We start from the raw sequence: 12,619 nt of genomic DNA on the forward strand, positions 1-12,619 counted from the left end.
TTGCTGTCCACGCTTTTTAATAAGAATTAATCTGTGTGCCAATTTGTTGCCAAGCATCAGAAATTTCAGTTAATAACTTGATGACTTCATGAATTTTTTCTGGATTATTTTTTAAATTGGCATCGAGTAGTTGAGTGATCATATAGTCGTAAAGTAATGCTAAATTTTCAGCAAGCTCCTCCCCTTTTTCTTTATCCAGCCCCTGTTTTAAGCCGTTGCCAATAATGTTAATGGCTTTAGAAATATTTTCTCCTTTACCGGCGATATTTCCTTGTTCCATTAATATTAATGCACGGCGAAGGGCGCTTAGCGCCCCATTAAATAGGATTTGGATCAGCTGGTAAGGTGAAGCATTTAAAATCTCACTTTCAACATCAATTTGAGCATACATTTTACTGGCTGATTGTTGATACATAATATCCTAATATCCTACTTAAAAATTAACGTAATAAACGTTCAATTGATGCACTTGAGTTAGTCATGGAGTTGACCATTTTATCTAATAATTGAAACTGTTTTTTATAACGTTCCATCGTCGCTTCAATAGTACGTTTGGTATTTTTAATTTGGTTATCTAACGATTTTTTACGTTTTTTAACACCATCAGTGGCAATATCAAGTGTTCCGTCGTTTGATTGCAGCGTTTTTTTCAGGTAATTATAGGTTTGAGTACCAAAACCTGTTTCTTTACCATCCCCCATAAAAAACTCTTTGACGTTAGCGGGTTTTTCTTTTAATGCTTTATCGAGTTTTTTATCATCAACTTCTAATGTGCCATCAACTTTAAATTTAATGCCCATTTTATTAAGGGTATCAATCTCAGATGAAGATTGAGAACGAGTGATAAAGCTTTTTAGCTCAGACATAATCATCCGGCTAGTGGTATCACCTAATAACACACCATTGTCTTTAGAGGCATCTTCACCTTTTTCAACTTGGGTGTACTTGGTGAAATCTTTATAGGTTTTATTTAATTCATTATAGGCGTCTGTCCAGGCTTTTATGGCCTTTTTCATTGGCTCAATATCACGCGCAACCGCAATAATTTCAGGCTTATCTACGCCATCTTTATTATCATTGGTTTTTTTCTTAAGATTTAACGTGATCCCTTCAGGCGCATCTTTAATTTCATTAGTTTGACGTTCAATTTCAATCCCATTAATCGTTAACTTTGCATTATTTGCTTTAACGATCTCTGTCATTGCACCACTGTTTGTTTTAGTTGAGTAGCTAATAAAATCGTTAAGCTTACTATCACCTTCAACAGTGATTTCCATTTGAGAATCTGTACCTTCTTTACGAGAAGTCAGAACTAAATGGTTAACGCCATCTTGAGCTTTTACAATAGTGGCAGAAACGTTGCCTTCTTTTTTATTGATAGCATCACGTAATTCAATAATAGAAGTTTGGCTGTCTGTTAACTCTATTTTTAAAGGCTCTTTTTCACCTTTTTGGGTGATCACTAAAGTCCGTGTTTTGCCTTCACCTAATGTTTCACCAATAGGATCTTTGATATCACTGACGGCTTTTGATTTCAGTGTTTGAGCATGGGCAAGCTCTGTTACAGAGACCGTATAATTACCAATGCTTGCTTTACCATCAGTGGTTACTTTAAAGGCATCAAACTCATCATCAACTTTGGTGGCGACGATTTTATCGAATTTTTTTAATTCTTCAGATGCTTTCTGTAATTTATCTAATTGGCTACGAATTTTTCCATATGCAGTAATTTGTGCATCGTAGCTTTTCATCTGTTTGTCTAAAGGTTCAAGGCGTTTATTTTCCGCAGCCTCTAATTGCATCAATGTTTCGCCAAGCGGCATCTTGGCGCCTACTCCTAGTGCACTAATACCAGCCATACTGGTCTCCTTTCTGTGTTCGTAAAATAATCCCTACACAGCGTTATCGGAAGAATTGGCGAAAAGTTTACGTCTATTTACTATTTTTGATGAGGGAAACAGACCTCCATATAGAAGCCTTTTATTGTCATTGAATACTAAAGTCGAATTTTGCATTAAGAAAAATGGTTCATGGCGAGAATTGATAAAAATAATATAAAAAAATAATAAATTAATTTCTTTATATATCATTTGGTTAATGGCGATTCTATAAAAAATGACAGAAAAATTTGTTGGAAAAGTTAAAGGTTGTATCTGGGGTGCCGATAAACTTGTTGCCGGTGATTGACACCGTAAATGAATAGGCAAACTTTTATTTTATCGACTTGATTTTAAAGGAATCTAGCTATGGCACAAGTCATTAATACCAACTATCTATCCCTGGTAACTCAAAACAACCTGAACAAATCTCAGGGAACTTTAGGAAGTGCAATCGAGCGTCTGTCTTCTGGTCTACGTATCAACAGTGCAAAAGACGATGCAGCGGGTCAAGCAATTGCTAACCGTTTCACTTCAAACGTAAATGGTTTAACTCAAGCTTCACGTAATGCGAACGATGGTATCTCTATCGCTCAAACAACTGAAGGTGCATTGAACGAAATCAACAATAACTTACAACGTATCCGTGAGTTAACTGTTCAAGCGAAAAACGGTACTAACTCTAATTCAGATATCACTTCTATCCAAAACGAAGTGAAAGAACGTTTAGACGAAATCAACCGTATTTCTGAACAAACTCAGTTTAACGGCGTTAAAGTACTGAGCGGTGAGAAATCAGAAATGGTTATCCAAGTTGGTACTAACGATAATGAAACTATCAAATTTAACTTAGATAAAGTTGATAACGATACATTAGGTGTTGCTAGCGATAAACTGTTCACTGAAGCTACCGTTTCTAAAGGTGAGAAGAAAGCAAGTGCTGATGATGCTGTTATTGCTGATTTAGGTGTTGCTGGTGGTACTACTCTAAAAGCTGGTTTAACAGTTAAAAAATACGAAGAAGATGGCAAAGTTGTTGATGGTAAATTCGTTGCAACTGAAGGTGGTAAAAGCTACTTAGTTTCTGCTTCAGATTTTGAAGCTGATGGTACTACTGCTACACAAATCAACTTAAAAGCAGGTTCAGCTGTTGCTGGTAACGAATTTACTGCTGTTGCAGGTAAAGACGTTAAAACTTTAAACGTTAAAGATGACGCTTTAGCAACTTTAGACAAAGCTATCAACACCATTGATGAAAGCCGTTCTAAATTAGGTGCGATTCAAAACCGTTTTGAATCTACTATCAACAACCTAAACAACACTGTTAACAACTTATCTGCTTCACGTAGCCGTATCTTAGATGCTGACTATGCAACAGAAGTTTCTAACATGAGCCGTGGTCAAATCTTGCAACAAGCGGGTACTTCAGTACTTGCTCAAGCAAACCAAGTACCACAAACTGTTCTGTCTCTGTTACGTTAATTCGTACCCTGACACAAAAGATACCTTTCTATATCAAAGGCCCTCATCTGAGGGTCTTTTTTGTTATTTTATTTTATATTTAAACTCACTCTGTTTTAGTTTATTTTTTTCTCCCCATCTATTTTTGTTTTTTCTGCTAGTCATTATCTCTTATAAATTAATTAATTGGCTTTTTTTACTATTTTCGCGACGCGAAAACACATAAATACCTTCGATTTAATGACGATAGTGTTTAGGCAACGTTATTACAGGAGTGTAATAACAAACCTATTTATTAAAAATTTTCAAATAAAATTGAAGGAATATTGTATGGCACAAGTTATTAATACTAATTATCTGTCTTTAGTCACTCAAAATAATCTAAATCGTTCACAAAGTGCGCTAGGTAATGCGATTGAACGTTTATCTTCAGGTATGCGTATTAACAGCGCGAAAGACGATGCGGCAGGTCAAGCTATTGCTAACCGTTTCACTTCAAATATTAACGGTTTAACTCAAGCATCTCGTAATGCGAATGATGGTATTTCAGTGTCTCAAACCACTGAAGGTGCATTGAACGAAATCAACAATAACTTACAACGTATTCGTGAATTAACCGTTCAAGCGAAAAACGGGACTAACTCTAACTCAGATATCAACTCTATCCAAAACGAAGTTAATCAACGTTTAGATGAAATCAATCGTGTTTCAGAACAAACTCAGTTTAACGGTGTAAAAGTGTTGAGTGGTGAAAAGTCAAAAATGACCATTCAAGTGGGTACTAATGACAATGAAGTGATTGAATTCAATTTAGATAAAATTGATAACGACACATTAGGTGTGGCTAGTGATAAACTGTTTGATGCTAAAACAGAGAAAAAAGGGGTTACAGCAGCAGGTGATGCTATCGATGCAAACGCTCTGGGCATTTCGGGCGGTAAAAAATACGTGACTGGTATTTCAGTAAAAGAGTATAAAGTAGATGGTAAGGTTTCTTCTGATAAAGTTGTCTTAAATGATGGTAGCGACGACTACATAGTAAGCAAATCAGACTTTACATTAAAATCAGGTACTACTACTGGTGAAGTTGAGTTTACTGGTAGTAAAACCACTAAATTTACAGCAGATGCAGGTAAAGATGTTAAAGTTTTAAATGTTAAGGATGACGCTTTAGCAACTTTAGATAACGCAATTAGTAAGGTTGATGAAAGCCGCTCTAAATTAGGTGCAATTCAAAACCGTTTCCAATCTACTATCAATAACTTAAACAACACTGTTAATAACTTATCTGCTTCACGTAGCCGTATCTTAGATGCTGACTATGCGACAGAAGTGTCCAATATGAGTAAAAACCAAATCTTGCAACAAGCAGGTACTGCTGTGCTTGCTCAAGCAAACCAAGTACCACAAACTGTTCTGTCTCTGTTACGTTAATCCTTCATTAAACTCATCTTCAGATCCCACCCACAGCTATTTTTGCTGTGGGTGTTTTTTCATCAAAACAATCGTTTTTTTTATTAATCATGGATAAGTATTTCCATCGATAGGTTGTAGATAAAAAATAGATAAAAGATAAGTAATATGATTTATATGTTATTTTTTTATCAACAAAATACATATTTGATGAATACATTTCTTTCAATAAGACAAAATATCAATTTATTTAACGGTTTTTCTGCGGATTAGTATGACCCATCTTAAGGTACAGTATGTACTTGTAATGCAATAACAAATTAAATTATCAATGAAAACCCAATTTTCGCTGAAAATTTAGCATAGGTGAAAAAGAGGGGCTTTTGCTTCACTGTTCAGCCGATTGCTAACACTATTTCGTCGGATAATGGTTTCCGGTCTTTTATCCAAAGGTGTCTTTTGTTGTGAGTGATTTGTATACCGCCGAAGGCGTGATGGACAAAAATAGCCTCTGGGAGCGATATGTCCCTTTGGTTCGCCATGAAGCATTACGATTACAGGTCAAGTTACCTGCGAGTGTTGAATTGGATGATCTTTTGCAAGCAGGGGGGATTGGCCTACTGAATGCCGTTGAGCGTTATGACTCAATGCAAGGTGCCGCCTTTACTACTTATGCTGTGCAACGTATTCGAGGCTCTATGTTAGATGAGCTACGAAGTCGTGATTGGGCGCCCCGCAGTGTGCGCCGTAATGCAAGAGAAGTGACACAATCCATTCATCAGTTAGAGCAGGATCTAGGACGACCACCATCAGAACAGGAAGTTGCTGATCATTTGCAGATTGAGTTAGCAGAATACCGGCAGATCCTATTGGATACAAATAACAGCCAGTTGTTCTCTTATGACGAATGGCATGAAATTTACGGTGAAAGCTGTGAACCGTCTCAAGACGAAGATCACGATGACAATCCTTTACAAATGTTATTGGAAAGTGATATTCGCCAAAGAGTCATAGACGCGATAGAATTGCTTCCCGAAAGGGAAAAAATGGTTCTTACCCTGTATTATCAGGAAGAACTTAATTTGAAAGAAATAGGCGCAGTGCTTAATGTCGGGGAATCCCGCGTAAGTCAGCTACACAGCCAAGCAATCAAAAGGCTGCGAGCACGCTTAAACCCAGAGAAATAGAAGTTTTGCTTATTTTTGTTTTTATTTATTAAGACTACAACACAGGGCTTTATCTCTTATGTCTGTTTCAACACAAAAGAAACGGCCGCTAAGCCGTTACATTAAAGACTATAAACACAGCCAAACTCATTGTTTGCATTGCCATAAGGCGCTTGATCGGATTTCTCTCGTATTCAATCGCCAAGTTATCAATAAAGAAGCCATTTCTGAAATGACAGATTTAATTGATGATGAAACATGGGAAACCTTGCAAGGAAAGTTTTCTGCGCTGTGCCGTTTTTGTAGTGAGATTTACTGTAATAGTGAAACTGATTACTTTGACATTATGTCTTTTAAGCAGTATTTGTTCGAACAAACGGAGATGAGCCACAGTACTGTTCGTGGGTATGTGGTTCGTTTACGTCGACTCGATGAATTGCTGACTTCCACTAATTTTCCTCGTCAAGAATTTACGACAGAGAAAATTCAGTCAGACTTGAGTAAAAAGCTCACTCCCTCCGCATTTAGTAACTACAACATTGCCCTACGTAAGTATGAGCAATATCTTGATTGGTGCCAAGCGCCAACCTCGATGAGTAGTGGTCACTAATCGCATTCAAGAGAGACCTAAAAAAAGGGGTAACATTATGTTGCTCCTTTTTATTTTTTGTTCCAGAAATAAAAAAACCACCTTTAATAGATAAGTAAGTTAAAGGTGGTCTCAAAAATAAAGTGAGAAAGAGAACGTTGGGTTTAACTAATCGTCATTAAGCTGGCATTGCCTCCGGCAGCGGCGGTATTGACGCTTAATGCTCGTTCATGCAATAAACGCTCTAATAACAATGCTGTCTCACCACGTGAGAAGCCTTGTACTGAAATAATAGCCCCTTTACGTTGTGCAATTTGCTGACAAGTCTCTTTTAACTGATCACTATCACCATGATAAATAACGGCATTAATGCTTAGTGACTCATCTTGCCAGTTGTCCGTGAGTGTGATTGCTTTTCTGATCATATCAGGCAATTCACGATAGGTTTTTTGGGAGAAAACAGCATTATGGACAATAGCATGGCATCCTGATGCAAAGACTCCCGCTAACTGAGTAAATATATCTTGCTCATTATCTGAGAGACAAAGCACCTTGCCACAAGGGACTAATTGATAGGTATTACGCTCGCCAGTAGGCCCCGGCAATACGCGCAATGTCCCGGCTTGTGATGCATTGGCGTATTCTTCTAGCGCCTGATAATGTGCAGGTTCCGTTTTATTTGCTAACCACGTCATATAGTGATGATAGGTTTGTAATAACTTTTGTCGCATAGAGGCATCAAGGGGTAATGTTTCATCTTGACGTGCTAAGGTTTGTGTTATGGCATTTTCAGGACGTTTTGATAATAAACGATACAGATAAGCAGGGCCTCCAGCTTTTGGCCCCGTACCTGATAAGCCTTCACCACCAAAAGGTTGTACCCCGACAACAGCACCTACCATATTGCGGTTCACATATAAATTTCCTACTTTTGCATGAGTCGCTACATAAGCGATAGTTTCATCAATACGGGTATGAACCCCCATCGTTAATCCATATCCAGTCGCATTAATTTCATCTAATAAAGCAGGCAGATCTTGGCTTGAGTAACGTACGACGTGCAGTACAGGGCCAAAAATCTCTTTTTTAAGTGAGCTAATTTTATCTAACTCAATTAAGGTAGGAGGAACAAAAGTACTGTTATTTTCAGCCTGTTTAGTAAGTTGATTATAGGTTGCTTGATAAACGTCAAAACCCGCTGTGCGCATAGTTTGAATATGTTTTTCAATACCCGCTTTTGCCTCTTTATCAATTACAGGGCCAATATCTGTTGATAAGAGACTTGGATCACCTATTATCGCTTGAGCCATTGCGCCTTTTAACATTTCAATCGTGCTATCAGCCACCTCTTCTTGAATACAGAGAATACGCAAAGCAGAACAACGTTGACCCGCACTATCATAAGCAGAGGCCATAACGTCAGTGACCACTTGTTCCGTTAAGGCAGAAGAGTCGACAATCATAGCGTTTAAGCCACCTGTTTCAGCAATTAAAGGAACAGGGCGACCTTCGCTATCGAGTCTGCCCGCTAAGGTTTTTTGCAAAATGTGGGCAACTTCGGTAGAGCCTGTAAACATCACACCACGCACGCGTTCATCAGCCACTAATTGTGCACCAATAGTCTCCCCTTGACCCGGTAAGAGTTGTAATGCACTGCGAGGTACTCCTGCTTGATAAAATAGTTCTACGGCTTTAAAAGCAATCAGAGGGGTTTGCTCCGCAGGTTTGGCCAGTACGGTATTACCTGCCGCTAACGCCGCTGCAATTTGTCCACTAAAGATGGCTAATGGGAAGTTCCAAGGACTAATACAGACAACAGGGCCTAAAGGACGATGGGTATTATTATCAAAATCATTTGCCACTTGTGCTGAGTAATAATAAAGAAAATCAATCGCCTCACGCACTTCTGCAATAGCATTACTATAGGTTTTGCCCGCTTCTCTTACTAAGACCCCCATTAATGGGCCCATTTGCTGTTCCATCAGCTCAGCCGTGCGGACTAAAAATGCCGCTCTTTCCGCAGGTGGGGTTGCAAACCAAATTTCACCATTTTCTTGGGCAATATCTAAAGCAAAATTAGCTTCGGCGGCCGTTGTTTCACGTACTGTACCGACGACATCGGTGTGATTTGCCGGATTGAGTATAGATTGTGGTGCAATCACTTCTTCTGCACTATTACACTCACCACCAATGAGCGGATGGCTGTGAATTTTTTCCATCGCAGAGGTCAGTAATGCACTGGATAATGAGGCTAAACGATGCTCATTAGACATATCAATCCCCGGTGAATTTTTACGCTCATCACCATAAAGCTGCATTGGGAGCGGGATTTTAGGATGTGAAAGTCCGATTTGTCCTTCAGCTTGCGCAATTTTATTGATCTCTTTAACCGGATCGGCAACTAATTCATCTAAGGAGATGGTGGTGTCAGCGATACGATTTACAAACGAGGTATTTGCACCATTTTCTAATAATCGACGCACAAGGTAAGCCAGTAGGGTTTCATGAGTACCTACTGGCGCATAGATACGACAAGGGCGACCAAGTTTACCATCAGCAATTTTACCCACAACTTGTGCATAGAGGGGTTCACCCATACCGTGTAAGCATTGGAATTCATATTGACCAGGATAGTAATTTTGACCCGCTAGATGATAAATGGCTGATAAAGTATGGGCATTATGCGTGGCAAATTGCGGATAAATATAATTCGGTGAAGCAAGCAGTTTTTTCGCACACGCAAGGTAAGAGACATCAGTATACACTTTACGGGTATAAACAGGGTAATCTTCCAGTCCATCCATTTGCGCGCGTTTAATCTCACTATCCCAATAAGCCCCTTTTACTAAACGGATCATTAAACGGCGACGACTGCGGCGAGCTAAATCAATAATATAATCAATCACTAAAGGGCAGCGTTTCTGATAGGCCTGAATAACAAATCCTATACCATTCCAACCCGCTAATTCAGGCTCGAAGCAGAGTTTTTCTAATAAATCGAGGGATATTTCCAGTCTATCCGCTTCTTCTGCATCAATATTAATACCAATATCATATTGCTTGGCTTGTAGCGTTAAAGAGAGTAAGCGAGGGTAAAGCTCCGACATCACTCTATCATATTGAGCTCGACTATAACGGGGATGTAACGCTGAAAGTTTAATGGAGATCCCCGGTCCTTCATAAATACCTCGTCCATTAGAGGCTTTACCAATGGCATGGATGGCTTGTTGATAAGAGACTAAATAGTCTTGCGCATCTTTTTCCGTTAAGGCCGCTTCTCCTAGCATATCATAGGAATATCTAAAGCCTTTTTCTTCAAGTTTGCGTGCATTGGCTAACGCTTGGGAGATAGTTTCACCAGTGACAAATTGTTCCCCCATTAACCGCATCGCCATATCAACGCCTTTACGCACTAAAGGTTCACCACTTTTAGTTAAAATGCGATTTAGAGAATTAGATAATTTCTCTTCGTTATGGGTAGAGACGAGTTTGCCTGTAAACAGTAGACCCCAAGTGGCGGCATTGACAAACATAGATTGGCTTTGCCCTAAATGCGAGCGCCAATTGCCATGGCTAATTTTATCTCGGATCAGGGCATCACGGGTTGCTTTATCAGGAATACGCAATAAAGCTTCGGCTAAACACATTAAGGCAACCCCCTCTTGGGAAGAGAGAGAAAACTCTTGCAGTAAGCCTTGTACCAGACCTGAGCGTCCAACACCCTGTTTTTGTTTGCGTAATTTTTCTGCAATGGAGTAAGCCAGTTTATGCGTGGCTTGAGCCTCATGTTCAGGTAACGTTGCCTGCTGTAGTAGCATAGGCACTGCTTGTGTTTCAGGTATACGATAAGCAGAAGTAATTGCCGAGCGTAACACCGATTGTGGGTGGATCTGCTCTGCAAATTCTAAAAACGGTTGATAATGTGCCGTTAGGGGATCAGTGCTTTCTTCAATATCTTGCTCAGCCTGTGTGATAGGGGTTAGGGTGAGCTGATCATTTTCAATTTGTTCAAGATAATTGAAGATGGCTTGTTTAATTAGCCAATGAGATGTTCTATCTAATTTTTGTGCAGCATCTTTTAATCTATTACGGGTTTCTTCATCAAGTCTAACACCCATTGTTGTGCTACTCATGCAGTGCTCCTCATATCGTGCATCTTACTTATACGGCACATTGACCAGTTATTTTTCTTAATATCAGCCATGTTGCAACTTTGTGCAACATTGTTAACAATAAATTTATAAATAATGTGAAAGTTGTCAGGTTTTATAAATGGTTAAAAAATATTATCTTAGATGGATAAATAAATAATACTTATAATTCATTTGGTTATATGTTTTTCTTCAATGAAGAGATAATATTAATCTCTTTCAACAGAAGCAAATAGTGTGAAGTTACATACAAAAATTAAACACCAATACGTTAATTTCTTGTTAAATGCTTATAACCTATTCTAGGATTGATATGAATGTTTTATTTGTTACAGTAAGAAATTATTTTAAATAAAAACTGATAAGGTCATTGGTGTGCAACGAAGTGCAACGTTCCTGCATAAGTTGAAAGCATAGCAATTGATCGTAACAGATATATGGAGAACTGCGATTATGGCTCTAAATTCGCCAATGCTAATTACCTTTACGATCTATATATTGGGGATGCTTTTTATCGGCTATCTAGCGTATCGATCAACAAAAAATTTTGATGATTATATTTTAGGGGGCCGAAGGCTTGGTAGTGTAGTAACGGCACTTTCTGCGGGCGCTTCTGATATGAGTGGCTGGCTATTAATGGGGTTACCAGGTGTGGTTTTTTTTGCGGGGATCTCCGAAAGTTGGATAGCCATTGGTTTATGTTTAGGTGCATGGCTTAACTGGCGTTTAGTTGCAGGGCGCTTACGTTTACAAACAGAAAAAAACAATAATGCACTGACTTTACCAGACTATTTAACTTCTCGCTTTGATGACAAAAGCAAAATGCTACGCATTATTTCTGCGTTAGTTATTCTTATTTTCTTCACTATTTATTGTGCATCAGGTGTCGTCGCAGGAGGTATGCTTTTTGAGTCTACCTTTGGCATTCCTTATCATGAAGCGATGATCTATGGTGCACTAGCAACCATTGCATATACTTTCCTAGGTGGTTTTTTAGCGGTAAGTTGGACGGATACGGTACAAGCCACATTAATGATTTTCGCACTTATTCTGACACCAATTATTGTTATTTTCTCAATTGGTGGAATTGACACCTCTATAGAGATCATTAAAGCGAAAGATCCGGCTTATCTTGATATGTTTAAAGGGCTTGATTTTATTGCTATTGTTTCATTATTAGCTTGGGGATTAGGTTATTTTGGACAGCCTCATATTCTCGCGCGTTTTATGGCTGCAGATTCAAATCAAACTATTCGTAAAGCGCGTCGTATTGGTATGACTTGGATGATCCTCTGTTTAGGCGGAACGGTGGCGGTGGGCTTCTTTGGTATTGCTTATTTTGAAGTTAATCCGGCCGTTGCAGGTCCGGTTATGGCTAAAAATGAGCGTATCTTTATGGAATTAGCTTCGTTACTTTTTAACCCGTGGATAGCTGGTATTTTGTTATCTGCGATTTTAGCTGCGGTAATGAGTACGTTAAGCTGCCAATTATTAGTCTGCGCCAGTGCATTAACTGAAGATTTATATAAGCCTTTTATTCGTAAAAATGCCAGTCAAAAAGAGCTAGTTTGGGTTGGTCGTGGCATGGTGTTATTAGTTGCGGTTATCGCTATTTATTTAGCCCGTGATCCAGAAAATAAAGTACTTGATTTGGTGAGTAATGCTTGGGCAGGATTTGGTGCTGCATTTGGTCCGGTGATCCTTATCTCTGTCACTTGGAAACGTATGACTCGTAATGGTGCTTTTGCGGGAATGTTAATTGGTGCATTAACGGTACTGGTATGGATGCAATATAAATGGTTCGGTCTTTATGAAATTATTCCGGGCTTTATTTTCGCATCCATAGCCATTGTTATTGTCAGTTTAATGGGTAAGTCACCAACGGCAGAAAATCAACAACGTTTTGATGAAGCAGAAGCGGAATATCGTAACACTTAATTATTAATAAGCAGTGAGATTTTA

Annotated in this window: 8 protein-coding genes; 5 read left to right on the forward strand and 3 right to left on the reverse strand. The window is 38.7% G+C overall.

Features of this window, described 5'->3' with window-relative positions; all coding sequences use genetic code 11:
- Positions 1-16: 16 nt before the first annotated feature.
- Positions 17-415: a flagellar export chaperone FliS gene (gene fliS, locus AACV01_RS14930; RefSeq protein ID WP_004243499.1), complete on the reverse strand. Its 399-nt coding sequence runs from the start codon at positions 413-415 to the stop codon at positions 17-19.
- A 25-nt stretch (positions 416-440) separates the two neighbouring features.
- Positions 441-1,859 carry a flagellar filament capping protein FliD gene (fliD, locus tag AACV01_RS14935; protein ID WP_161683166.1) on the reverse strand — a complete coding sequence of 473 codons (1,419 nt, stop codon included), beginning with the start codon at positions 1,857-1,859 and terminating at the stop codon, positions 441-443.
- A 387-nt stretch (positions 1,860-2,246) separates the two neighbouring features.
- Between fliD and AACV01_RS14940 the strand changes: the two genes are divergently transcribed.
- The 4 genes from AACV01_RS14940 (at position 2,247) to fliZ (ending at position 6,527) form a co-directional block, all read left to right on the forward strand.
- Positions 2,247-3,359 carry a FliC/FljB family flagellin gene (locus tag AACV01_RS14940; protein WP_049197457.1) on the forward strand — a complete coding sequence of 371 codons (1,113 nt, stop codon included), beginning with the start codon at positions 2,247-2,249 and terminating at the stop codon, positions 3,357-3,359.
- 309 nt (positions 3,360-3,668) lie between these two features.
- A complete protein-coding gene (locus AACV01_RS14945; RefSeq protein WP_113976887.1) occupies positions 3,669-4,772 on the forward strand; it encodes a FliC/FljB family flagellin in 1,104 nt (367 codons plus the stop codon).
- Between the two features lie 443 nt (positions 4,773-5,215).
- Positions 5,216-5,938, forward strand: a complete 723-nt coding sequence (locus AACV01_RS14950; RefSeq protein ID WP_004248319.1) for an RNA polymerase sigma factor FliA — start codon at positions 5,216-5,218, stop codon at positions 5,936-5,938.
- Positions 5,939-5,996: 58 nt separating this feature from the next.
- Entirely contained in the window at positions 5,997-6,527 is a 531-nt protein-coding gene (gene fliZ, locus AACV01_RS14955; protein WP_161683168.1) for a flagella biosynthesis regulatory protein FliZ, read from the forward strand.
- Between the two features lie 143 nt (positions 6,528-6,670).
- Here fliZ and putA read toward each other — a convergent pair whose 3' ends face one another.
- Positions 6,671-10,639 (reverse strand): trifunctional transcriptional regulator/proline dehydrogenase/L-glutamate gamma-semialdehyde dehydrogenase, encoded by a 3,969-nt coding sequence (putA, locus tag AACV01_RS14960; RefSeq protein ID WP_107336934.1) that lies wholly within the window; start codon positions 10,637-10,639, stop codon positions 6,671-6,673.
- Positions 10,640-11,110: 471 nt separating this feature from the next.
- Here putA and putP point away from each other — a divergent pair, with 471 nt between their 5' ends.
- Positions 11,111-12,595 (forward strand): sodium/proline symporter PutP, encoded by a 1,485-nt coding sequence (gene putP / locus AACV01_RS14965; RefSeq protein WP_004248317.1) that lies wholly within the window; start codon positions 11,111-11,113, stop codon positions 12,593-12,595.
- The last annotated feature ends 24 nt before the right edge of the window (positions 12,596-12,619 follow it).

This window comes from Proteus sp. G2609 (assembly GCF_963896135.1).
Lineage (GTDB): Bacteria > Pseudomonadota > Gammaproteobacteria > Enterobacterales > Enterobacteriaceae > Proteus > Proteus mirabilis.

Excerpts from the sequence above, each read along its gene's own strand:
- fliZ (WP_161683168.1), top strand. The coding sequence starts at position 5,997 with ATGTCTGTTTCAACACAAAAGAAACGGCCGCTAAGCCGTTACATTAAA.
- AACV01_RS14945 (WP_113976887.1), top strand. The coding sequence starts at position 3,669 with ATGGCACAAGTTATTAATACTAATTATCTGTCTTTAGTCACTCAAAAT.
- putP (WP_004248317.1), top strand. The coding sequence starts at position 11,111 with ATGGCTCTAAATTCGCCAATGCTAATTACCTTTACGATCTATATATTG.
- putA (WP_107336934.1), bottom strand. The coding sequence starts at position 10,639 with ATGAGTAGCACAACAATGGGTGTTAGACTTGATGAAGAAACCCGTAAT.
- fliS (WP_004243499.1), bottom strand. The coding sequence starts at position 415 with ATGTATCAACAATCAGCCAGTAAAATGTATGCTCAAATTGATGTTGAA.
- AACV01_RS14940 (WP_049197457.1), top strand. The coding sequence starts at position 2,247 with ATGGCACAAGTCATTAATACCAACTATCTATCCCTGGTAACTCAAAAC.
- fliD (WP_161683166.1), bottom strand. The coding sequence starts at position 1,859 with ATGGCTGGTATTAGTGCACTAGGAGTAGGCGCCAAGATGCCGCTTGGC.